We start from the raw sequence: 20622 nt of genomic DNA, 5'->3' as shown, positions 1-20622 counted from the left end.
ATGTGCGGCCTGGAAGGGAAAGCCTTTTACAGAATCAAGAAACCCGATCCACTCGGTCCTGCACGGCTTCTACCAGTAAAAGCCCCAGTTCAATCATTTGCTGAATCGCCAAGGCCAGACTGCGATGCTTATCTGGCAGGTTATCGGCAAATTCGTTGGTCATTGCGCCAGCGCCGGCAATGGTTTCGTAAGCGTTGGCGAGCAATGCATCGGTGCCGATTTCGGGACGTACGCTGAAGATTCTTACGGGTGAGTTATACGAGTCAGTACACATCTGTTGATCCTCAAGAAGGACCACCACCCAGTACTACGGAGATAGGGTGGCAGCTGTACGCAGGTTAGTAGACCGGGAAGTTTCAGAACCGGCGCGCCCGAAGACGCCCTGCGCACAGCTACCATTAGGCACAGGCAATAAGATGCCTGACCGATAGAACAGCCGTACGCCAAAACTTCACCGGGCTACTAAACCCGACCGCTGATGGGCAGCGGCTGACGAACCTTAAAGAGGTTGCCCAAGGCGTACAACCGGGACGATTCTGATGGTTGTGTAGGCAATGGAGCAAGGTTCAAATATTCAGGCCAATCCGCGCTTCAGCCTTCAGTTCCCTCCAACTGCGCAAGATCCGCAAGCAACCCCGGCCCCACCGGTTCCCATCCCAACGTCTTGCGCGTGATCGCACTGGATGCAGGCATATCGTGAGCGGTAAACCTTGCCAACCAACCAAAAAACCCCTGAGCCTCTTGCGCCGAAATGGATTTAACCGGCAAACCAAGCCGCGTCCCCAACACCTCGGCAATCTCCCGTTGCGACACACCCTCCTCCGCCACCGCGTGATACCTCGTGCCCGGCTCGGCCTTTTCAATCGCCAGCCTGTAGAGCCGAGCCACATCCAGAATATGTGCCGCCGGCCAACGGTTTTTCCCGTCGGCGATGTAAGCGCAAACGCCCTTCTCGCGATACAACTCGATCACCGGGCTAACCAGCCCCTGCCTGACGGTGTCGTGTACTTGAGGCAAACGCATCACCGACACATTCACCCCCGTCGCGGCTACAGCGTTAGCCGCTTCTTCCGACGCTGCACGAGGAATCTGCGCTGAGGTAACCACCGCACCATCCTCCGTCGCCAACTGCCCCGGCACGGTGCTCGCAATTCCGACACCGGAGGTAATGATCAGCGGTCGATCCGACCCGGCAAGTGCCTCTCCCAGCGCCTGGATAACCCGGCGGTCGTCCTCGCAGTTCGCGACGAATTTCGAGAAGTCGTGATTGAACGCCAGGTGAATCACGCCATCCGCCTGGGCAACACCAGACTTGAGGCTTCCCAGGTCCTCAAGCGACCCACGATGTACCTGAGCCCCGGCGGCCTCCAGCGCTGCCACCTTGTCATCCGAGCGGCACAACCCCAGCACCTGATGGCCCGCCGCGATCAGTTCCTTGACGACAGCCGACCCGATAAATCCGCTGGCACCCGTTATAAATATGCGCATGAACCGTATCTCCGTGTGTATTCAGAGACTAATCTGTGCGCTTGCCCTATACGGGTAAAGTAGTGAAGTTATCAGGGTATAGAGGCTAACAGGCTATGAGCGCAAACCAGTTGGGCAGCTATCTGAAAGACCGACGTACCCGGCTTGATCCGGCGGCATTCGGCTTCTCATCGGCACGACGGCGTACGCCAGGTTTGCGCCGCGAAGAGGTGGCCCAACGCGCGAACATCAGCCCTACCTGGTACACCTGGCTCGAACAGGGCCGTGGCGGCGCGCCGTCGGTGGAAGTGCTGGAGCGGATTGCCCATGCGCTGATGTTGACCGATATCGAACGCGAGCATCTGTTCCTGCTGGCCTTCGGACGCCCACCCGAAGTGCGCTATCAGCAAAACGAAACGGTGACGCCACGCCTGCAACGGGTACTGGATGCCTTGAACCCCAGCGCCGCGATCCTGCGTACGGCGACCTGGGACGTGGTGGCGTGGAACCAGGCGGCGACGGTGATGTTGATGGACTACGGATCCCAGGCGCCGGAACAGCGAAATATCCTGCGGTTCATGTTCCTTGATCCCAATTCCCGCGCGGCCCAATACGACTGGGAAAGCGTGGCGCGGTTTGTGTTGGGGGCTTTCAGGATTGATACGGCGCGCTCAGGCGCGGCGGAGCAGGTGCAGCCGCTGGTGGATGAACTGTGTCGACGCAGCCCTGAATTTAAGGCGATGTGGAGCGAAAACGATGTTCAGGGCGCCCATGGTGATCGCATCAAGCGGATACGCCATTCGGTGTTGGGGCCGATCGAATTTGAGTATTCGGTGTTTGCGGTCGATGGGCGCAAGGATCTGAATATGGTGGTGTACAACCCGGCGACGCCGGAGGATGCGCAGCGGATCGCATCCTTGATGGATTAGGCGCCAGCAACTGCAAGAGACTTCGACACTGCAATCGCTCGCAACAAGAGACCATTTGAATCCTTAGCCTTACTCACATCGTTCTCCTGCGCCTAACCGCGCCGCGCGCACGTGCTCATGCCTATTGCCAGCCAGTATCCATATGGATACAGTGAGAACCCGTGAACTATCATGTCCAGCAAACGCAGACCTTCATTACCTGGCATTCAGCAATACGTGATTTACGCGCAAAAATCGCCATCGCCCGGCGCATCGATCGCGCATCTGCTGGCAATCTGGGCGATATAAAGACGGTAGGCAATGGTGTCTCGGAAATGCGCGTAGATATCGGTCTGGGTTATCGAGTGTATTTCACGCAGCGAGGAAGAACCGTCATCGTCTTGCTGGCCGGTGGCGACAAATCCTCACAAGACGCCGACATCCGGCGAGCAAAAAAACTGGCAAAGGAAGTTTGATCATGAGCCAAACACTGACGACATTTGATATGGCGGCACTGCTCGACAGTGATGAAGCCATCAGCGAATACCTTTCTCAAGTTCTGGCCGACGGCGATAACGAGGAGTTCCTCAGGGCCGTCGGGTACGTGGCCAAAGCTCGCGGGATGGCGCGGGTCGCGACCGATACCGGCATGGGCCGTGAGAGTCTGTACAAGGCATTTGCCCCTGGAGCAAAGCCCCGCTTCGAAACGGTACTCAAGGTGCTTCACGCACTGGGTATCGATCTGCAAGCACAGCCGGGGCATGTCGCCAATCATTCGATTATTTGAGTGAGCAGCCCCGCTGCACCACCCACGCCAACGGCAACGTCAGCAACAACATCCCGGCCAGCACCATCACCGCCACCGGCACGCCCATCAAGTCCCCCAGCCCGCCAAAAAGAACCGGCGCCAACGCGCCACCGCCGATGGTGCCGGTGTAGAACACGGCAAACGCCTGCTCGCGTTTACCCGCGCCGGCCAGGTCCGGGACCGCGCCGTAAAGCACCGACGACGTGCCATTCAATGCCAGCCCCAACACCGGCAACATCACCATCAACCCGCTCAACGGCAGGTACACCGCCGCAACGATCAACACCGCCGTGCTGCTCTCCGTCAGCCACACGGTTTTCATCATGCCGATGCGTGCGCCGAGGTAGCCGCAGAGCAATTTGCCAAAGGCGCCGCCGATAAACAGCATGGTCAGCGCGAGACCGATGCCCGCAGTGCCGGCGCCTTTAGCTTGCAGAAGAAAGGGCAGAAACGTGAGAAAGCCCATGCGCACGGCACTGTCGAGTGTGCCCGTGACGATCAGCGCACGCAGGCCGCTGACGGAGCCGCTTCCTACCAGTGTCCTGGCGGTTTTCCCGGAAGTGGGCGCCGCTGCCTGCGTTGGGATCAGCCACCACAGCAACCCCGCCGCGGCCAATCCCAGCATTCCAAGAAGCGTGACGCTCGCGCGCCAGCTGATGACGGTCAGCAACAGGCCGACCAGCCCGGGAACCAGGGTTTTGCCAATGTCCCCGGAGAAGTTGTATTGAGACAGCGCTTCCTTGACCCCACCACCGCTCTCGTAGGTGTCGGTGATCATCGAAGAAGCCAGCGGATGCTGGGTACTCGCCCCCAGCCCGCCCAACAGCAGCGCCAGCAACAACATGCCCAACCCGGTCGCCTGTCCCACCAACAGATAAGCAACACCGGCAAGCGCCGTGCCGCCCACCAGCATCGGCGTGCGTCCCCAGCGTTTGGCGGCACGACTGGCCATCAACTGAAACACCGCCATCATCCCGGAATAGGCACCGCGCAGCAGGCCGACCTGGGCGTAGGTCATGCCGAACTGCGCTTGCCAGATCGGCAGCAGCACGTAGATCACATCGGTCAGGCCATCGTGAATCGCGTGGGCGCTGCAGCCGGCGATCAACGAGCGGCGACGGGCGGAAGTCTCGGGTACCGGCAGGGCAACGGCATCGTTCATGAGGTCTTGCTCAGTTCAGGTTGGAGGGGCTTCCAGCCCGCCAGGGCGATCAGCAACGACAGTAGCTGGAAACCGATGATCAGCGCCACACACCCCACCCAACCCCAACGCCCCCAGATCAGCGCCGGGACGATGGCGCCGAAGCTGCCGCCCAGGTAATAGCAGGTGAGGTACAGGCCCACGGCGCCGGCCTTGTTGTGGCGGGCGGTGGCGGTGGTGAAGGCGCTGGCGGCGGCCTGGGCGAGGAACACGCCCGTAGAGCTGAGGGCCAGGCCCCATACGATGCACCACAGGGATGGCAGCAAGGTCAGGCCCGAGCCACAAACGCCAAGCACCGCAGCCGCCGTCAGCAGTTCGGATTGCGGGCGGGATTTGCTCAGGCGCCCGGCAACGGGAATGACTACCAGGGCCAGCAGGAACACCATATAGATCGTGCCCAGCGCCGCCGGGCCAAGGTCGAACGGGGCTTGGCTGAGGTAAAGGCCAGCGTAGGTAAACGTCGCCACTTGGGAGAACAGCACGCAAAATCCTACGGCGTAGGCTGCCAGCAGCGGCGTGCCGAGCACATCGGCCCAGGTGGTTGAAGGTCGCGCAATTCGGGGTGGATTGCCCGGCAGCAGGAACTGGATAAACCCGCCCACCATCAGGCTCAACACTGCCAACAGCTCGAAGGCTTCACGCCAGCCGACGTACTCGGTCATCACACCGGTGACGAAGCGCCCGGCAAACCCGCCGAGCACGGTGCCGGCCACATAGAGGCTGGTGACTTCGGTGACGGTGCCGCCGCGCCAGCGATCACCGATGTAGGCCACGCTGGTGGCGAACACCACGGGGATCAGCATGCCTTCGATAAAGCGCCACACCAGCAGTTCGGCAAAGCTGCTGGCATAGGCAGTCATCAAAGCCGGCAACGCCAGCAACAGCGCGGCCGCCGAGATCACCGTGCGTTGCTCAAAACGCCCGGTCAGGCGGCTGACAAAGGGCGCGGTCAGCGCTACCGCCAAGGTGGTGACGGTAATGCTCCAACCGGCCGCCCTGGCGCTCACTTCAAAGCTGGCGGCAAGGTTCTGCAAAATGCTCTGGGTGGCGTAGAGGTTGAGAAACGCCGCGCAGCCACACAGGAACAGGGCAAGACGGGCACAATGCAGGCGCGGTTTCATGAAACCTCTCGTTTTATTATCTGAGGCCTTTATAGAATGACCCGCACACCCGAGACCAATACCGATTTTGAACCGATCAATACCCTGGGGCCAGGATGCTCGACCTACGCAAGCTGCGTTACTTTCTGACCGTCGCCGAAGAATTGCACTTCGGCCGAGCGGCCATTCGCCTGCACCTGGCCCAGCCGCCGTTGACCCGGCAGATTTCCGCGCTGGAGACTGAGCTGGGATTTCGCCTGTTCGACCGCACCAGTCGCACGGTTTCGCTCACTCCCCAGGGGCGCGCGTTCCTGCCCTACGCACGGGCGGTGCTGGAGCAGGTCGACCTCGCTGAAGTCATCGCGGGCAAACTGGCGGCGGGTGCCGCCGGGCAGCTGGCGCTGGGTTACGTCAGTTCGATAGCCCTGTCGGACTTGTTCAGCCAGGCGATTCAAGCCTTCGCCCAACGCTTTCCCGATGTGCAACTGACGCTGGTGGAATGCGCCTCCGGCAGCCTGGGCGCACAGGTGGCTGATGGCCGCCTGGATATCGGCTTGAGCCGGTTACTGCCCCAGGACGGTCAGACTGAGGTGCAAGCGTTGTCGTTGGGTGAGGAGCGGCTGGTGGCGGCGGTGTCCAGCGACAGCCCGTTGGCCAACCAGGCCGAGGTCAGCCTGGCGCAGTTGAGTGGGTACCCGTTGATTCTGTTCCCAGCCGATTATGGCTCGGGGCTTAACCAGTCCATTGAGCAGCTTTATCGGCACAAAGGTTTGCCACTGAGGGCCGGGCCGTCGGGACGGCAAATTACCTCGATCATTGCACTGGTGGCGGCGGGACAAGGTGTGGCGCTGGTGCCGGAATGTACGCAGAGTTTGATGAACAAGGGCGTGACGTATCGGCCGTTGGTGGACGCGGAAGCGTATGCACGGCTGCTCGTTCTTACGCGTAGCGGCGCAAGCAGCTTGATGGTCACGGCATTTCTCACGGTAATTGATGAGTTGCTGCAGGCTCGTCAGAAAGCCTGATTGTTCTCTCGAAAAACCTCGCAATACCTCCGCCGGGCACCGTCCCCATGCGCTCATACACTACATACACGCCCTACAGAAACACCGGTCATCGACCGCTGGTAGGTAGAGTGTTGATAATTTATTTTCAGTAGTTATAGTCTCCACCAACACACACCACAAGGAGGTGCTGTGGACAGCCGATATTTGATAGGTCACATCGTTGCGGATGGCTGGTATCTGGTGCGAATCAGAGGCAGCCATCATCATTTCAAGCACCCGACAAAGCCGGGGCTCGTGACGATTCCCCATCCTAAAAAGGACCTGCTGGACAAGACCGCAAAGAGCATTTTGAAACAAGCTCTGCTCAGCTAACACGTTCGTGGAGGACAACAAACATGCTGTACCCAATCGCAATTTTAACCGGTGACGAGGACCATGCCTGGGGTGTGGAAGTCCCGGACATTCCCGGTTGCTTCTCAGCTGGAGATGATCTGGACGACGCCATGGCCATGGCTCGCGAAGCGATCGAAGGCCACTTCGAGATCCTCGCAGAAGACGGTGCGCCCATTCCTACAGCACAGAAAGTCACCCTCCATGCCGCCAACCCGCAATATGCCGGCTGTACGTGGGCGGTGGTGGATATTGATGTGACCAAGTACCTGGGCAAGGCACAGAAACTCAATATCACGTTGCCCGGCTACCTGCTGAACCGCATTGACGAATACGTCCTGCATCATCCGGAAGAAAAAAGCCGTTCGGGCTTTCTTGCGTCTGCTGCCCTCAAGGTATTGCAACAGGACCGGTAACAGCACTTCAAGGAACCGCGCAATGCTCCCTCCCTCACACCGCACGCCCAGCCCCGTACTGCGCAAGGTACTGGGCTGGGTGCTGATCGCTCCTCTGCTGCTCTCGTTCCTCAGGCTGCCCTTTGCGCTGGGACTCGTGTTGGTGCTGGCGTCCATCACGGCCTCCGTTTATGGCGCCCGGTTTGCCCAACTGCATGCCAGTCGGCGTGTAACCGTATTTGCCGTGATCATCACGCTGCTCAACATCGCTTCATTTTTTGTCATTGGCACGGCATCGGTACTCAAGGCGCTGTACTGGTTCTCGTGGTTTTATTGGTATCCGTATTACGCCGATTGGGTTTACTGGAACTTCTAAGTCGTTCGCGAATTCGACCGCAAGAAACGTAGTTCCACCCTGGGCCGGCCTATCTACAGTAGAGCCATACCCACTCAAGGAGCCCGACCATGTCCTACGAATACAAATACATGCCCTCCCCCGTCGGCCAACTCACCCTCGTGGCCCGTGACGGAAAACTCACCGCCATTCTCTGGGAAAAAGAGCGGCCCAATCGCGTTCGCCTGGGTACCCTGCAAGAAGCCAGCAACAGCCCAATACTGCTGGAGACCGAGCGACAGTTGAAGGAGTACTTCGCCGGTGCCCGCAATCGTTTCGAGCTGGAACTGGACTTCGCCGGCACCGACTTCCAGAAGAAAGTCTGGCAGGCGCTGTTGACCATCCCGTTCGGAGAGACCCGCAGCTACAGCCAGATCGCTGCGCAGATAGGCAACCCCAAGGCCGTGCGTGCCGTCGGCGCCGCCAACGGGCGCAATCCGATTTCGATTGTTGCGCCGTGCCATCGGGTGATTGGTGCGTCGGGTGGCTTGACCGGGTTCGCCGGCGGGCTTGAGGCCAAGCAGTATCTGCTGGCGCTGGAGGATCACGGCTGACCCCCAGCAGGAAAACGTACAACTTTGTTCAGATCCTCAATTGTAAAAAGAAATTTCAGAGCGCGCCTGCGGTCAGTATTTTCATCACCCACCCTTATAGGAAAACGGTCATGAAATTCTCCGCCATCTCACAATCCCTGTCCCGCTGGGCAGGCAGCGCCCGCACGTTCTACGCGGCGGTGGGATTGATCCTCCTGTGGAGTCTGAGCGGGCCTTATTTCCACTACAACGACACGTGGCAGCTGATCATCAACACCTCCACCACCATCATCACCTTCCTGATGGTGTTCCTGATCCAGAACACGCAAAACCGCGACAACGACATTTTGCATATCAAGATTGACGAGTTGCTGCGCGCCACCAAGGATGCACAAAACGCCGTATTGAGCCTGGACGGCCTGGACCGCAAGGAACTGGAGAAACTGCGCAAGGAATACAAGACCATCGGCGACAGTGAAACCATCACTGTGACGACGCTGGTTACCGAAACAACGGATGACAATGGCCGGTCCAAGACGGACCTGAACCAGGCATAAAAAAACGGCGGCTGGATCACTCCAGCCACCGTTTTTCATGGGGTACTCAAGGCAATCAACCGTCGCCCTGGTGACCCTTACCGTACGTCGACGCCAGCGCCCGGGCTTTCTCCAGGCGCTCTTCCAACTTGGGCAAGGTCTCATCCACCAAAGCCTTTATTTCCGGGATATCGGACTCGGCGCCCTCCTGCTTGAACAAGGCGATCGCGTCTTCGTTGGCCTTGATCTGCTGGGCGGTGTAGGCGGCGTCAAAGGAGTCGCCGTCCTTGAGCTCGGGCATCAGCGATTCGGCCTTGTCGACAATCTTGTCCCGTGGGGCCACCGGCAAGTCGAGCTTCTTGGCGATGGCCGCCAGGTGCTGATTGGCCAGGGTGCGTTCATTGATGACTTCGATGGTGTAGTCCTTGATCTCCTGGGACGAAGTCTTGGCGTGTGCCATGCGGCTGGTCTCGATATCGGCCATGCCCTTGGCCGAAGCCTGCTCGATGAAATCGGCAGGCGACTGGGCGAAAGCATTGCTGGCGCCGAGGCCCAGCAGCATCGCGAAACTGGCGGTGCGTAACCGGATAGCCATGCGGCTCATGATGGGTTCCTCCAGGTAATAAACAGGTGCAGGGAAACGAGCCCCGCTCTGAATCTGAATTTTCAGGGCGGCAAAGGTTTAGAAAAAACTTGTTAGTGCGACGAACGGTCGTCAGGGCTTACTGAGGAGCAGTCCTGACGAACGGGACACAACGATGCAACGGTGACAATGTAGTATGTTGTATTACACATCACTACATCGAGGCACTTATGTCGGTCATGTCATTACGTCTACCTGAAGACATCTCCGAAACACTCGCCAGCCTTGCCAAGGCCACCGGGCGCAGCAAATCGTTCCTCGCCGTCGATGCGTTACGCGAATACCTGACGCGTGAAGCATGGCAAATCGAGGAAATTCAAAAGGCGTTGAAAGAAGCCGATGCGGGTGACTTTGCAACTGCCGCCGAAGTAGACGCAGTGGCAAACAAATGGCGTGCCAATGCGCGTTGAGTGGCTGAAGGCAGCACTCAAAAATCTTGATGATGAAGCAGCTTTCATCGCCCAGGAAAACCCCAAAGCGGCTTATGAGTTTGTTCAGGCCATCCGGACGGGGCTTGAGCATGTTGCTGAGTTTCCGGCGATGGGTCGAGAAGGACGCGTTCCTGGTACACGTGAGTGGGTGATGCCACGCTGGCCCTATCTCGTGCCATATCGTATTCGCGAGGGACGGTTACAGGTTCTTCGAATATTTCACACACGGCGCCAACCACCGAACAGTTGGTAACGCCGATCAACCCTGTATCACAACCTGCACCTGCCCATTCAACCACTGCAACGCCGCGTCCCCACCCCGCCGCGAATGCCACGCCAGCACAAACGCAAACGACGGAATGTGAAACGGCGGCGGCACCGCCAACAACTGTTCGTGATCAATGTTCAGCAGCCCGCGAGACGACACGGTAAGAATCAGGTCCGTGCCCTGGATCAACTGCGGCGCAACACCCCAATGAGGCAAGCTGATAGACACGTGCCGGCGCTCACGAATCGCCGTCAGCGCCCGTTCGATTTCCGGGGTGCCGCTGCCACGCATTTCCAGCAATACGTGGGGCCGCGCCAGATAGGTGGGCAGGTCGAGTACACCGCTTGCCGGCAGGCTGTCGCGGTCCACCAGGCACACGTAATGCTCTTCAAACAGCGGCGTGCTGCGCAGCTCGGCAGGCATGTCGGGAAACACCCCGGCCGCCAGGTCGATATCGCCATTGAGCACACCGTCAAGCATGCCTTCGCGACTGGCCTGGATAATCTGCAAATCAATCCCCGGCGCTTCCCGGCGCAAGGTGCGCACCAGCCCCGGCAAGAAAATCGCCGCACTGTAGTCCGACATGGCGACCCGGAAGGTGCGCTTGGCCGACGCCGGATCAAAACGATTGGGCTCCAGCAGCGCCTGTACCTGGGCCAGCGCTTCCGCCAGCGGCATGGCCAGTTCCAGAGCACGAGCAGTGGGCACCAGCGAGCTGCCCTGGCGCACCAGCAACGCGTCTCCGAGCAAGTCCCGCAACCGCGCCAGCGCGTGGCTCACCGCCGGCTGGCTCAGGTGCAGGCGCTCGGCGGCACGGGTCACGTGTTGCTCGCTGAGCAAGGCGTCAAGGATCACCAGCAGGTTAAGGTCGATGCGTCGTAGATCATTCATCAGCTGCATGTTCTGCATAAGAACTTGGAATTTAAATTTGCGCGACGAATAGCCTAGAGTCCAGCAAAACCTCTGGGATATTGATCATGACGACGTTGCATTGGGTAGGTTTGTTGCTGTTGGCCGCGTTTGCCGGGGCAGTGGTGCCGTTTCAAAGCGCGATAAACGCCAACCTGGGACGCGGCCTGGGGCATCCGCTGTGGGCCACCCTGGCCTCGCTGCTGGTGAGCATCATCGTGCTGCTGCCGGTGATCCTGGCCCTGCGCCTGCCGCTGCCCAACCTGGGTTTTATCACCAAGGCGCCGCTGTGGATGTGGAGCGGCGGCGCGTTCGGCGTGTGCTTCATTTCGCTGGCGTTGATCCTGATGCCCAAGCTCGGCGCCTCGGGGTTTATCGCCCTGGCGATGGCCGGGCAAATCGTCGCCTCGTTGATGCTGGACCACTTCGGCTTGTTCGGGCTGGTGGAACGCCAATTGACCGCGCCCCGGTTGATCGGGGCGCTGATGTTGATTGGCGGTGTGGCCCTGATTCAATTCAGTGCCGCACCCACCCGCTCGCTGGTGACCGCCGGCTGATCAGCGCTTGTCGAGGGTGCGCAGCTTCTGAGGCAAGCCCCACAGCAACAGCGCCGCCGCCAGCAACGCACACACGCCGATGACATACAGCGCCGGCGTGGTGCTGCCAGTGAGGTCCTTGATCCGGCCGACCATCACCGGGCTGACGATGCCGCCGAACTGGCCCAACGTGTTGATCACCGCGATCCCGCCAGCAGCGCCCGCGCCGGCACCGGCCAACAACTTCGGCGGCAGCGTCCAGAACGTCGGGATCGAAGCGATGATCCCGGCGCCCAGCAAGCTCAGGGCGACGATCAGGAACGTGGTGTGATCGGCAAAGATCCCGGCACAGAAGAACCCCACCGCCCCCAGCGCCACCAGGCCGCTGACGAACTTGCGACGTTCGCCGGTGGCGTCGGACAAGCGTCCGATCACCACCATGCTGATGGCGCCGCAGACGTAGGGAATCGCCGTCAGCAAGCCGATCATCACCGGGCTCTGGGTGCCGGCGCTGCGGATCAGTTGCGGCGTCCAGAAGTTCAACCCGTAGGACGCCACCTGGATCAGGAAGTAGATAAAACCCAGCATCAGGAAGCCTGGGATACGCAATGCAGCCAGCAACGAGCCACCGCTCTTGTGGGGTTCATGCACGGCAATGCGACTGGCCAGCAACGTCTTCTCCGACGGGGTCAGCCAGTGGGCATCCTCGATACGATCCTTGAGCAGCTTGAGCACCAGGAACCCCAGGCCCACACAGGGCAAGCCACCGAGCAAGAACAACCAGTGCCAGCCGCGCATTTGCAGCACACCGTCGAGGTGTTCCAGCACCAGCCCGGAGAACGGCGCGCCCACCAGCCCGGCAAACGCCGACGCCAAGAACAGCATCGAGGTGATACGCCCACGGTAGTGCTGCGGGAACCACAACGTCAGGTAATACAGCACGCCCGGGGCAAACCCGGCCTCCATCGCACCGATGATGAAACGCAGGCCGTAGAACTGCCATTCGGCCGTGACGAACACCATAGCGGCCGTCGCCAGCCCCCACGACATCATGATGCGAGCGATCCAGCGGCGGGCGCCGACCTTGTACAGCATCATGTTGCTCGGCACTTCAAAGATCACATAGCCCACCACAAACAGCCCGGCGCCGAGACCATAGGCAGTGTCACTCAGGCTCAGGTCGGCCTGTAGCTGGAACTTGGCGAAGCTGATGTTGATGCGGTCAAAAAACGCGAACAGATAGCAGACCATGATCAGCGGCATCAGGCGCCAGGCGACCTTGCTGACCAGGGCTTTTTCGGCATCGTGTTCAGCGGCCGGGCGCACGCCGGCCTCCAACGTATTAAGGCTCATCGATTCTCTCCAGCGGACTGCTCGCAGGCGTCCGATTGTTTTTGTTGTCTGGTTACGGCTTACAAGGTGGCGATGTAGGCCGGTGGCGGATGCAGGTCGCAATTGCGCCCGGCCTTGGCCACCTGGCCCGGCAACTCATGGCCCAGCAAGGCCGGCAGTTGCCGCGACATTTTCAGCAGGTGCGGCAGGTCGATGCCGGTGTGGATCCCGACTTCATCACACAGGTTGACCAGGTCTTCAGTGCAGATATTGCCCGACGCGCCGGGCGCAAACGGGCAACCGCCGAGGCCGCCCAATGCCGCATCAAACCGTCGCGCACCGGCCTCGTAGGCGGCCAGCACATTGCACAAACCCAGGCCGCGGGTGTTGTGGAAATGCAGGGTCAGGTCGCTCGCCGGAACACATTCGAGCACACGCTTGACCAGGCGCTCGACCTGACGCGGATTGGCCATGCCGGTGGTGTCGGCCAGGCTGATGCCCTGGATGCCCAGCTCGCGGTAGGCGTCGACCAATTGCAGCACGCGGTCCTCATCGATCTTGCCCTCGAACGGGCAACCAAAAGTGGTAGCGATGCTGCCGTTGAGGCGCACCGGGTGCTCGGCAGCAAAGCTCACGATATCGCCGAATGCGGCCAACGATGCCTCGCAACGCATGCGCATATTCGCCAGGTTGTGGGTCTGGCTGGCGGACATCACCAGGTTCAACTCATCGGCCCGGGACTCGATGGCACGCTGGGCGCCCTTGAGGTTGGGGATCAACGCCACGTAGATAACCCCGGGATGACGGGTGATGCCCTGGAAAACCTGTTCACCATCGCGCAACGCAGGGATGGCCTTGGGCGACACGAACGAGCCGGCTTCGATCCGGGAAAACCCGGCCATGGACAGTTGATCGATCAACGCGATCTTGTCGACAGTCTCGACCCAGGTCGGCTCGATTTGCAGGCCGTCACGGGGTGAGACTTCCTGCACGACCAGGGCATCGGAATAGTTTTTCATTGCACCACTCCCGAGGATTTCAGGCGTTGAATATCGGCGCCGCTCAGGCCCAGGTCGCCGAGGATTGAATCAGTGTGCTGGCCCAGGCTCGGGCCCTGCCAATTCACCGCGCCGGGGGTTTCCGACAGTTTGGGCACGATACCGGGCATCTTCACCGTGAGGCCGCCGGGCAGGTCGGCGCTGAGCAGCATGTCGCGGGCCTGGTAGTGCGGATCGGCGACGATATCGGCCACTGAATAGATGCGCCCCGCCGGTACTTCGGCGGCTTCCAGGGCACTGAGCACCTGGTCGATGGGCAGGCTGCTGGTCCAGTGGGTGATGGCGGCGTCCAGCAGGCCGCTCTTGGCAGCGCGGCCATCGTTGTGGGCAAACTCCGGCGCTTCGGCCAGGTCGGCGCGGCCGATGGCGAGCATCAGGCGCTTGTAGATCGGGTCGCTGTTGCCGGCGATCACCACATAGGCGCCATCGGCGGTCAGGTAGGTGTTGGACGGTGCGATGCCGGGCAAGGCGCCGCCGCTGCGTTCGCGCACATGGCCGAGCATGTCGTATTCCGGCACCAGGCTTTCCATCAGGTTGAACACGCTTTCGGCCAGGGACACGTCGACAATCTGGCCGTCGCCCTGGCCGGTCTTGACCCGCAGCAGCGACATCAGCGCGCCGATCACACCGTGCAGCGACGCCAGGGAATCACCGAGGCTCACGCCGACCCGCGCCGGTGGTGAATCCGGGTTGCCGGTGGTGTAGCGAATCCCGCCCATGGCCTCGCCGATGGCACCGAAGCCCGGGCGGTCGCGGTAAGGGCCGGTCTGGCCGTAGCCGGAGATGCGCACCAGGGTCAGCTTGGGGTTGAGGGCGTGCAGCACGTCCCAGCCCAGGCCGAGTTTTTCCAGGCCGCCGGGGCGCAGGTTTTCGATCAGCACGTCGGCATCGCCCAGCAATTGCTTGACCAGGTCCAGGCCTTCTGCCGACTTGAGGTCCAGGGCCAGGGACTTTTTGTTACGCGATTGCAGGTACCACCACAGCGACGTACCTTCGTGAAGCTTTCGCCATTTGCGAAGCGGATCGCCCTGCCCCATGGCTTCGATCTTGATCACCTCGGCGCCAAACTCGGCCATCAGCCGGGCGGCGAAGGGCGCGGCAATCAGGGTGCCGATCTCGATCACCTTGATACCGCTCAGGGGAGCCGTCATGGGGTGTACCTCTTGTTCTTGGAATGTGGGGCCAAGGCTAGAGGACGCAGGCAGTAGAAATCCAACCGTCAGTTGGCAACGAGCGTTCGCCAAATGCGAACGCTTGAGTAAGGACTGGTTGTGGCGAGGGAGCTTGCTCCCGCTGGAGTGCGTAGCGCTCCCTGGATTTTGGGGCCGCTTCGCGCCCCAGCGGGAGCAAGCTCCCTCGCCACAGCAAGCTCCCTCGCCACAGCAAGGGCCCTCGCCACAGGGTTTGCTTACGCCTGCTCCCGCCGCAGGTAATCGAACAACAACCGGCTCACCGGCGACAGCTGCGCCTCGTCACGCACCACCAGGATCAGGCTGCGGTCCGACCAGGCATCCGTCAGCGGCACCGCGTGCAAGCCCAACGCCCGGCCAAACAGTTCATAGGCTTTTTGCGGCAGGATGCCGATGCCCATGTTGGCCTGGACCATCCGGCACATGGCATCGAAGCCCGGCACATGGATCCGCAAGCGCAGCACCTTGCCCGCCTCCCGCGCCGCCGCATGGGTGCGCATGTTGATCGAACTGGCGGAATGCAGCCCCACGTAGTCGCTGTCCAGCGTCTCGGCGAACGTCAGGGTCTTGCGCGAGGCCAACGGGTAATCCGCCGGCATCAGCACCACCAGTTTGTCCCGGCGATAGGTCACACCGGGCAGGCCTTTGGTATCGGTGTCGCTGGAACAGATGCCCAGGTCCGCAACGCCGTCAATCACACCCTGGACCACGCCGTTGCTGGGCCGCTCTTCCAGGTCGGCCTTCACCTGTGGATGCAGCGCGGAAAAGTCGCGCAAGTCTTCGGGCAGGAACTGAATGATTGCCGAGAGGTTCGCCAGCATCCGCACATAACCGCGCACGCCGTGACTGTGTTCGCCCAGCTCCAGGCCCATCTTCTCGACATTGAACAGCATCTGCCGTGCATGGTGCAGCAAGGTCTCGCCGGCAGCCGTGAGCTGCATGCCCTTGGCCTGGCGCACAAACAGGCTGACGCCCAGCACCTGTTCCAGCTCCATCAAGCGCTTGCTGGCCGCGGAGACCGCGATGGCTTCACGGGCGGCGGCGCGGGTCAGCGTGCCTTCCTCATGCACTGCCACAAACAATTGCAGGGTGATCAGGTCAAGGCGGCGAACCAGGCTTTTGTGCAGCATCTAGGCGCGCTCGGTGGCCAGGCGATTGATATCGGCCTGCTCCACCACCGGCAGAGGTGCGCCGTGCCGGACGGCCGAGAGCATCGCGCGGCCAACGGTTTCAGTGCTCACCACCCAGGCCGGTCGCACATGGCGCAGCAGCGACAACAACGGGCCGGCCACGGTGTAGATGGACTGGTAGAGCGGGGTTTTCGAGCGCACACCGTGCAACGGCTGGATCACCCCGGGACGGAACAGGTACACCGCCTTGAACGGCAGGCGCAGCAACGCATTCTCGGTCTTGCCCTTGATCCGTGCCCACATGGTTTTGCCGGTTTCGCTGCTGTCAGTCCCGGCGCCGGACACGTAGATGAAGGTCATCTGCGGGTTAAGCCGCGCCAGGGTGCTGGCGGCCACCAGCGTCAAGTCGTAGCTCAAATGGGTGTACTTGGCTTCATCCATGCCCACCGAGGACACGCCCAGGCAAAAGAAGCAGGCGTCAAAACCTTGCAGCAGATGCTCCAGGGGCTGGAAATCAAACATGTCGGCATGCAGCACTTGATGCAGCTTGCCGTGTTCCTGGGTCAGCGCGGTACGGCCGACGGCGACGACTTCCTGCACGTCACTGGCCAGCAGGCACTCGCGCAACACGCCTTGGCCGACCATGCCGGTGGCGCCGAATAATAGAACTCTCATAAGGTTGGTTCCTAAGCGACAAGCGGTTAGCTTCAGGCTGCAAGGTAGAGACAAACCCACTGGCAACTTGTAGCTTGCGGCTTGCAGCTTACTGCTCAACAGGATCTTTTGCCCCTTGAAAAGCACCACGACCCTCGCCATTGCCTGCAGCGCGGCCTTTTTGTCCCAGGTTGGCATCAGCAGTTATCTGCCCGCCGTGCCGGCGATTGCCTTGTCATTGACCGCTGCAGAGGACCAGGTGGCACTGGCCCTGGCGGTGTACTTGATCGGCATGGCGTTGCCGATGCTGCTCTGGGGCAGCCTCGGTGAGCGCCTGGGTAGAAAGCCGGTGTTGCTGGCAGCGTTGGCGTTGTATGCGCTGGCCAGTGCGGCGATTCCGTCCGCCTACAGCCTCGAATCGTTCCTCGGCCTGCGCCTGGTTCAAGGCCTCGGTGCGGGCGGTGTGTCGGTGATGGCGCGGGTGCTGGTTCGTGACAGCTTCAGCGGTGCCCTGTTGGCCAAAGGTTTGTCGTGGCTGGGCAAGACGTTCGTGATCGCCCTGGGCATCGGGCAGTTTGTGGGCTCGCTGTTGCAAGTGGCGTTTGGTTGGGAGGCGATCTTTTATGGGCTGGCGGTCGCGGCTGTCGGCCTGATGATTGCGCTGCAACGGGTGGTGTTTGCAACACTGGAAAAAGCCGCCGGGCACGTCTCGGCCTGGCGCATCTACGGCACGATCCTGCGTCATCCGGCGTTCCTGCGGCCTGCGTTGGCGGGCGGTTTGGGTTACGGGGTGATCATCGCGTTCAATACCTGCGCACCGTTGATTTTGCAGGGCCATTTCGAGTGGAGCGCGGCGCAATATGGCTGGCTCGGCTGGCCGATCAGCGGGGCGTATCTGGCGGGGGCGTTGATGGTCAATCGCCTCGTCGCCCGCACCGGGCGCCTGTCGATGATGAGTTGGGGCGTGGCGTTGGTGATGTGCGGCAGCGCGACGATGTTGCTGGGCAGCCTGTTTGCCAATGGGCTGGCGATCCTGCTGTGGCTGCCGTATTGCCTGGCGGTGTTCGGCCAATCGATGAGTTATCCCATCAGCCTGTCCCTGGCCAATGATGAATCACCGGTGAGCGGCTCCTACGCCATGGCCTTGAGCGGCTTTATGCATCAGTTGATGGCTGCGGCGATCGGTGGCGTGGCCAGCCTGCTGGCGAGTCAGCAGGCCTGGCCGTTGGCGGTGTTATGCGTGACGCTGGCGGGCGGCGCACTGCTGTGCGTCGCCATGGCCAGGACTGATCAGAACGCGCTGCGGAAGATCTCTTCAATCTGACGCTGATCCGCCCGCCGTGGGTTGGTCAGGCCGCAGGCGTCCTTCAGGGCGTTGGACGCCAGCAGCGGGATGTCCTGCAACTTGGCGCCCAGCTCCCGCAACCCGGCAGGAATTTCCACATCCTGGGACAGGCTGCGAATCGCCGCGATGGCCGCCTGGGCGCCCTCTTCCACCGACGTACCCTTGATATCTGCGCCAAGGGCCCGTGCCACATGGCTCAGGCGCTCGGCGCTGACGCTGGCGTTGAAGCTTTGCACATGGGGCAACAGCACCGCATTGCACACGCCGTGAGGCAAGTCATACAGCCCGCCCAACTGGTGCGCCATGGCGTGCACGAACCCCAGGGACGCGTTGTTGAAGGCCATACCGGCGAGGAACTGCGCGTAGGCCATGTTCTCCCGGGCGGCCAGGTCTTTACCGTCGCGCACCGCAATCCGCAGGTTGGCGCTGATCAGCTCGATGGCCTTGATCGCGCAGGCATCGGTGATCGGGTTGGCGGCAGTGGACACGTAGGCTTCGATTGCGTGGGTGAGCGCGTCCATGCCGGTGGCGGCAGTCAGGCCCTTGGGCATGCCGACCATCAGCGCCGGGTCGTTGACCGACAGCAGCGGCGTGACGTTGCGGTCGACGATGGCCATTTTCACGTGGCGGGTTTCGTCGGTGATGATGCAGAAGCGGGTCATTTCGCTGGCCGTGCCGGCGGTGGTGTTGATGGCCACCAGCGGCAGTTGCGGTTTGGCCGACTGATCGACGCCTTCGTAGTCGCCGATGTGCCCGCCGTTGGTCGCACACAGGGCAATGCCCTTGGCACAGTCATGGGGTGAGCCACCGCCCAGTGACACCACGAAATCACAGGCACTCTGTTGCAGCAGCGCCAGGCCTTTTTCGACGTTCTCGACGTTCGGGTTGGGCTTGGCGCCGTCATAGATCACCGAGTCGATGTCTTGCATCGCAAGCTTCTCGGCGATCATGCTGGCCACACCTGCCTTGGCCATCCCGGCGTCAGTGACGATCAGCGCCCTGCGAAAACCGTAGTTGCGAATCGCGGTCATGGCTTCGTCGAGGCAGTCGAGGCCCATGATGTTGACGGCGGGAATGAAGAAGGTGCTGCTCATGGTGGCTAATCCTTTAAAGTCGTTATGCCTACAGCATCGACCTCGATTGCCTGCGGCATCTTGACCAGGATCAACGCCCGCTCGTGATAAAGTCACCGCCCAGCCGATTTCGAGTAGACCCGCCGCAATGAAGGATTCCCAGGATTTTGATGCCCACCTAGAAGACTGGAACGCCTTGCGCAGCAGTACCGCCATCAGCGGGATCCTGATCGGCAACGGCGCCAGCCGCGCAGTGTGGGAAGATTTTGCCTACGACTCACTGTTCGAAAACGCCCGCACCGTGGAAGAAAAACCCCTGAGCCAGTCCGAACTCAGCGTGTTTGACGCGATGCAGACCCGCAGCTTCGAGCAGGTGCTGGGTGCACTGAAAACCACCAGCCGGGTCAACAAGGCCCTGGCGGTCAGCTCGGCTGCGCCGCGTAATCGCTATTACGCGATCAAGGAAGCGCTGATCAATACGATCCACAGCGTGCATATTCCGTGGCGCCTGGTGAAGCCGTCGACACTGGCGACCCTCCATCAGGAGCTGGCGAGTTACCCGACGGTGTTCACCAGCAATTACGACCTGCTCAACTACTGGGCGATCCTGCATGCGCCGGGCATCGACGATCTGTTTCGCAGTGCCGATGCGAGCTTTGACCTGCGTAATACTGCTTGCGACACCACGCGCATTTTGTATCTGCATGGTGGCCTGCACCTGGTGCGTAACCTTGATGGTACGGCGCGTAAATTGCCGACCACTGACAGCACGTTGCTTAGCAGTTTTGCGATCAACAACACGATCAAGACGCTGGATGATGTGCCGTTGTTTGTCAGCGAGGGCAAGGTTGAGGAGAAGCTGAAGACCATTCGCAGTTCTGACTATTTGTCGTTCTGTTATGAGCAGTTGTTGGGCCATGAAGGTGGGCTATGCATCTTTGGGCATCACCTCGGCGCGCAGGATGTGCATCTGGTGCAGGCGATTCGACAGGCGAAGATCAGCACGTTGGCGATTTCGGTGTTTGGCCGCAGTGCGGGGTTTATCCAGCAGCAGAAGCGGCGTTTTGCGGAGTTGTTTGAGGGGATGGAGGTGGAGTTGCGGTTTTTTGATGCGCGTAGTCATGCGCTTGGGAATTCGGGGCTTTCGGTGCCGGTGGAGCGGTGATGGTAGTTGGGGTGAGGTGGGGTGGGGTGGGGTGTACATATCCGTTGCTGCGGTAACGGCCACTTATGGTTCCGCTCTTACAGCGGGTCACTTTTTTACAAACGCCTAAAAAAGTAACCAAAAAACGCTTTGCCCCACCACTCGGTGCC

26 protein-coding genes are annotated in these 20622 nt (G+C 60.9%); 14 read left to right on the top strand and 12 right to left on the bottom strand.

Annotated elements, in window-relative coordinates; all coding sequences use genetic code 11:
- Positions 1–34 precede the first annotated feature (34 nt).
- Together HYE77_RS01730 and HYE77_RS01725 are read right to left on the bottom strand one after the other, a co-directional pair.
- The gene (locus HYE77_RS01730; protein ID WP_003212057.1) at positions 35–274 is read right to left on the bottom strand and encodes a DUF6124 family protein; all 240 of its coding nucleotides are present in this window, start codon (positions 272–274) and stop codon (positions 35–37) included.
- Between the two features lie 317 nt (positions 275–591).
- Positions 592–1488, bottom strand: coding sequence for an SDR family oxidoreductase (locus HYE77_RS01725; RefSeq protein WP_003212059.1), 897 nt, complete (start codon positions 1486–1488; stop codon positions 592–594).
- A 95-nt stretch (positions 1489–1583) separates the two neighbouring features.
- Between HYE77_RS01725 and HYE77_RS01720 the strand changes: the two genes are divergently transcribed.
- The 3 genes from HYE77_RS01720 (at position 1584) to HYE77_RS01710 (ending at position 3162) form a co-directional block, all read left to right on the top strand.
- Positions 1584–2396, top strand: a complete 813-nt coding sequence (locus HYE77_RS01720; RefSeq protein ID WP_008437810.1) for a helix-turn-helix transcriptional regulator — start codon at positions 1584–1586, stop codon at positions 2394–2396.
- A gap of 161 nt (positions 2397–2557) precedes the next feature.
- Positions 2558–2851, top strand: a complete 294-nt coding sequence (locus HYE77_RS01715; RefSeq protein WP_087692619.1) for a type II toxin-antitoxin system RelE/ParE family toxin — start codon at positions 2558–2560, stop codon at positions 2849–2851.
- Positions 2852–2853: 2 nt separating this feature from the next.
- Entirely contained in the window at positions 2854–3162 is a 309-nt protein-coding gene (locus tag HYE77_RS01710) for an addiction module antidote protein (RefSeq protein WP_003212064.1), read from the top strand.
- Here the strand turns inward: HYE77_RS01710 and HYE77_RS01705 are convergent.
- The gene (locus HYE77_RS01705) at positions 3155–4345 is read right to left on the bottom strand and encodes an MFS transporter (protein WP_177068320.1); all 1191 of its coding nucleotides are present in this window, start codon (positions 4343–4345) and stop codon (positions 3155–3157) included. The genes HYE77_RS01710 and HYE77_RS01705 overlap by 8 nt on opposite strands.
- Entirely contained in the window at positions 4342–5505 is a 1164-nt protein-coding gene (locus HYE77_RS01700) for an MFS transporter (RefSeq protein WP_177068319.1), read from the bottom strand. The genes HYE77_RS01705 and HYE77_RS01700 overlap by 4 nt, the downstream gene beginning before the upstream one ends.
- A gap of 95 nt (positions 5506–5600) precedes the next feature.
- On the opposite strand from HYE77_RS01700, the gene HYE77_RS01695 reads away from it, so the two are divergent.
- The 6 genes from HYE77_RS01695 (at position 5601) to HYE77_RS01670 (ending at position 8760) form a co-directional block, all read left to right on the top strand.
- Positions 5601–6509 (top strand): LysR family transcriptional regulator, encoded by a 909-nt coding sequence (locus HYE77_RS01695; protein WP_087692622.1) that lies wholly within the window; start codon positions 5601–5603, stop codon positions 6507–6509.
- A 171-nt stretch (positions 6510–6680) separates the two neighbouring features.
- Positions 6681–6863 carry a type II toxin-antitoxin system HicA family toxin gene (locus tag HYE77_RS01690; RefSeq protein WP_003189411.1) on the top strand — a complete coding sequence of 61 codons (183 nt, stop codon included), beginning with the start codon at positions 6681–6683 and terminating at the stop codon, positions 6861–6863.
- Positions 6864–6886: 23 nt separating this feature from the next.
- Positions 6887–7297, top strand: a complete 411-nt coding sequence (locus tag HYE77_RS01685) for a type II toxin-antitoxin system HicB family antitoxin (RefSeq protein ID WP_177068318.1) — start codon at positions 6887–6889, stop codon at positions 7295–7297.
- A 22-nt stretch (positions 7298–7319) separates the two neighbouring features.
- Complete coding sequence (locus tag HYE77_RS01680) at positions 7320–7652, top strand: hypothetical protein (protein WP_003212076.1); 333 nt, start codon at positions 7320–7322, stop codon at positions 7650–7652.
- Between the two features lie 89 nt (positions 7653–7741).
- Complete coding sequence (locus HYE77_RS01675) at positions 7742–8224, top strand: methylated-DNA--[protein]-cysteine S-methyltransferase (RefSeq protein WP_177068317.1); 483 nt, start codon at positions 7742–7744, stop codon at positions 8222–8224.
- 110 nt (positions 8225–8334) lie between these two features.
- Positions 8335–8760, top strand: a complete 426-nt coding sequence (locus HYE77_RS01670) for a low affinity iron permease family protein (RefSeq protein ID WP_003212079.1) — start codon at positions 8335–8337, stop codon at positions 8758–8760.
- A gap of 55 nt (positions 8761–8815) precedes the next feature.
- On the opposite strand, the gene HYE77_RS01665 is transcribed toward HYE77_RS01670, so the two are convergent.
- Positions 8816–9343 carry a DUF4142 domain-containing protein gene (locus HYE77_RS01665; protein WP_003212082.1) on the bottom strand — a complete coding sequence of 176 codons (528 nt, stop codon included), beginning with the start codon at positions 9341–9343 and terminating at the stop codon, positions 8816–8818.
- 209 nt (positions 9344–9552) lie between these two features.
- Between HYE77_RS01665 and HYE77_RS01660 the strand changes: the two genes are divergently transcribed.
- Together HYE77_RS01660 and HYE77_RS01655 are read left to right on the top strand one after the other, a co-directional pair.
- Positions 9553–9792 carry a CopG family ribbon-helix-helix protein gene (locus tag HYE77_RS01660; RefSeq protein ID WP_008437804.1) on the top strand — a complete coding sequence of 80 codons (240 nt, stop codon included), beginning with the start codon at positions 9553–9555 and terminating at the stop codon, positions 9790–9792.
- A complete protein-coding gene (locus HYE77_RS01655) occupies positions 9782–10066 on the top strand; it encodes a type II toxin-antitoxin system RelE/ParE family toxin (protein WP_008437803.1) in 285 nt (94 codons plus the stop codon). The genes HYE77_RS01660 and HYE77_RS01655 overlap by 11 nt, the downstream gene beginning before the upstream one ends.
- 6 nt (positions 10067–10072) lie before the next feature.
- Here HYE77_RS01655 and HYE77_RS01650 read toward each other — a convergent pair whose 3' ends face one another.
- Positions 10073–10990, bottom strand: coding sequence for a LysR family transcriptional regulator (locus tag HYE77_RS01650; protein ID WP_008437802.1), 918 nt, complete (start codon positions 10988–10990; stop codon positions 10073–10075).
- Positions 10991–11058: 68 nt separating this feature from the next.
- Between HYE77_RS01650 and HYE77_RS01645 the strand changes: the two genes are divergently transcribed.
- Positions 11059–11547 (top strand): DMT family transporter, encoded by a 489-nt coding sequence (locus HYE77_RS01645; RefSeq protein ID WP_003212086.1) that lies wholly within the window; start codon positions 11059–11061, stop codon positions 11545–11547.
- Here HYE77_RS01645 and HYE77_RS01640 read toward each other — a convergent pair whose 3' ends face one another.
- From HYE77_RS01640 to HYE77_RS01620, 5 genes are all read right to left on the bottom strand, one after another.
- Positions 11548–12879: an MFS transporter gene (locus HYE77_RS01640; RefSeq protein WP_177068316.1), complete on the bottom strand. Its 1332-nt coding sequence runs from the start codon at positions 12877–12879 to the stop codon at positions 11548–11550. It lies immediately after the preceding gene.
- A 59-nt stretch (positions 12880–12938) separates the two neighbouring features.
- Positions 12939–13877 carry a hydroxymethylglutaryl-CoA lyase gene (locus tag HYE77_RS01635; protein ID WP_177068315.1) on the bottom strand — a complete coding sequence of 313 codons (939 nt, stop codon included), beginning with the start codon at positions 13875–13877 and terminating at the stop codon, positions 12939–12941.
- Positions 13874–15067, bottom strand: coding sequence for a CaiB/BaiF CoA-transferase family protein (locus tag HYE77_RS01630; RefSeq protein ID WP_087692626.1), 1194 nt, complete (start codon positions 15065–15067; stop codon positions 13874–13876). Before HYE77_RS01630 ends, HYE77_RS01635 begins: the two co-directional genes overlap by 4 nt.
- A 257-nt stretch (positions 15068–15324) precedes the next feature.
- Positions 15325–16236 carry a LysR family transcriptional regulator gene (locus HYE77_RS01625; RefSeq protein WP_003212094.1) on the bottom strand — a complete coding sequence of 304 codons (912 nt, stop codon included), beginning with the start codon at positions 16234–16236 and terminating at the stop codon, positions 15325–15327.
- On the bottom strand, positions 16237–16911 hold the full coding sequence (locus tag HYE77_RS01620) for an NAD(P)H-binding protein (protein ID WP_003212096.1): 675 nt from the start codon (positions 16909–16911) through the stop codon (positions 16237–16239).
- 115 nt (positions 16912–17026) lie between these two features.
- On the opposite strand from HYE77_RS01620, the gene HYE77_RS01615 reads away from it, so the two are divergent.
- A complete protein-coding gene (locus HYE77_RS01615; protein ID WP_177068314.1) occupies positions 17027–18214 on the top strand; it encodes an MFS transporter in 1188 nt (395 codons plus the stop codon).
- On the opposite strand, the gene yiaY is transcribed toward HYE77_RS01615, so the two are convergent.
- Positions 18181–19329, bottom strand: coding sequence for an L-threonine dehydrogenase (gene yiaY, locus HYE77_RS01610; RefSeq protein ID WP_177068313.1), 1149 nt, complete (start codon positions 19327–19329; stop codon positions 18181–18183). The genes HYE77_RS01615 and yiaY overlap by 34 nt on opposite strands.
- 127 nt (positions 19330–19456) lie before the next feature.
- On the opposite strand from yiaY, the gene HYE77_RS01605 reads away from it, so the two are divergent.
- Positions 19457–20473: a DUF4917 family protein gene (locus HYE77_RS01605; RefSeq protein WP_003212103.1), complete on the top strand. Its 1017-nt coding sequence runs from the start codon at positions 19457–19459 to the stop codon at positions 20471–20473.
- Positions 20474–20622: the final 149 nt, after the last annotated feature.

It is taken from the genome of Pseudomonas sp. IPO3774 (genome assembly GCF_013386835.1).
Taxonomy (GTDB): domain Bacteria; phylum Pseudomonadota; class Gammaproteobacteria; order Pseudomonadales; family Pseudomonadaceae; genus Aquipseudomonas.
The sequence above is the reverse complement of the archived record's forward strand: the minus strand, read 5'-3'. Positions and strand labels throughout refer to the sequence as shown.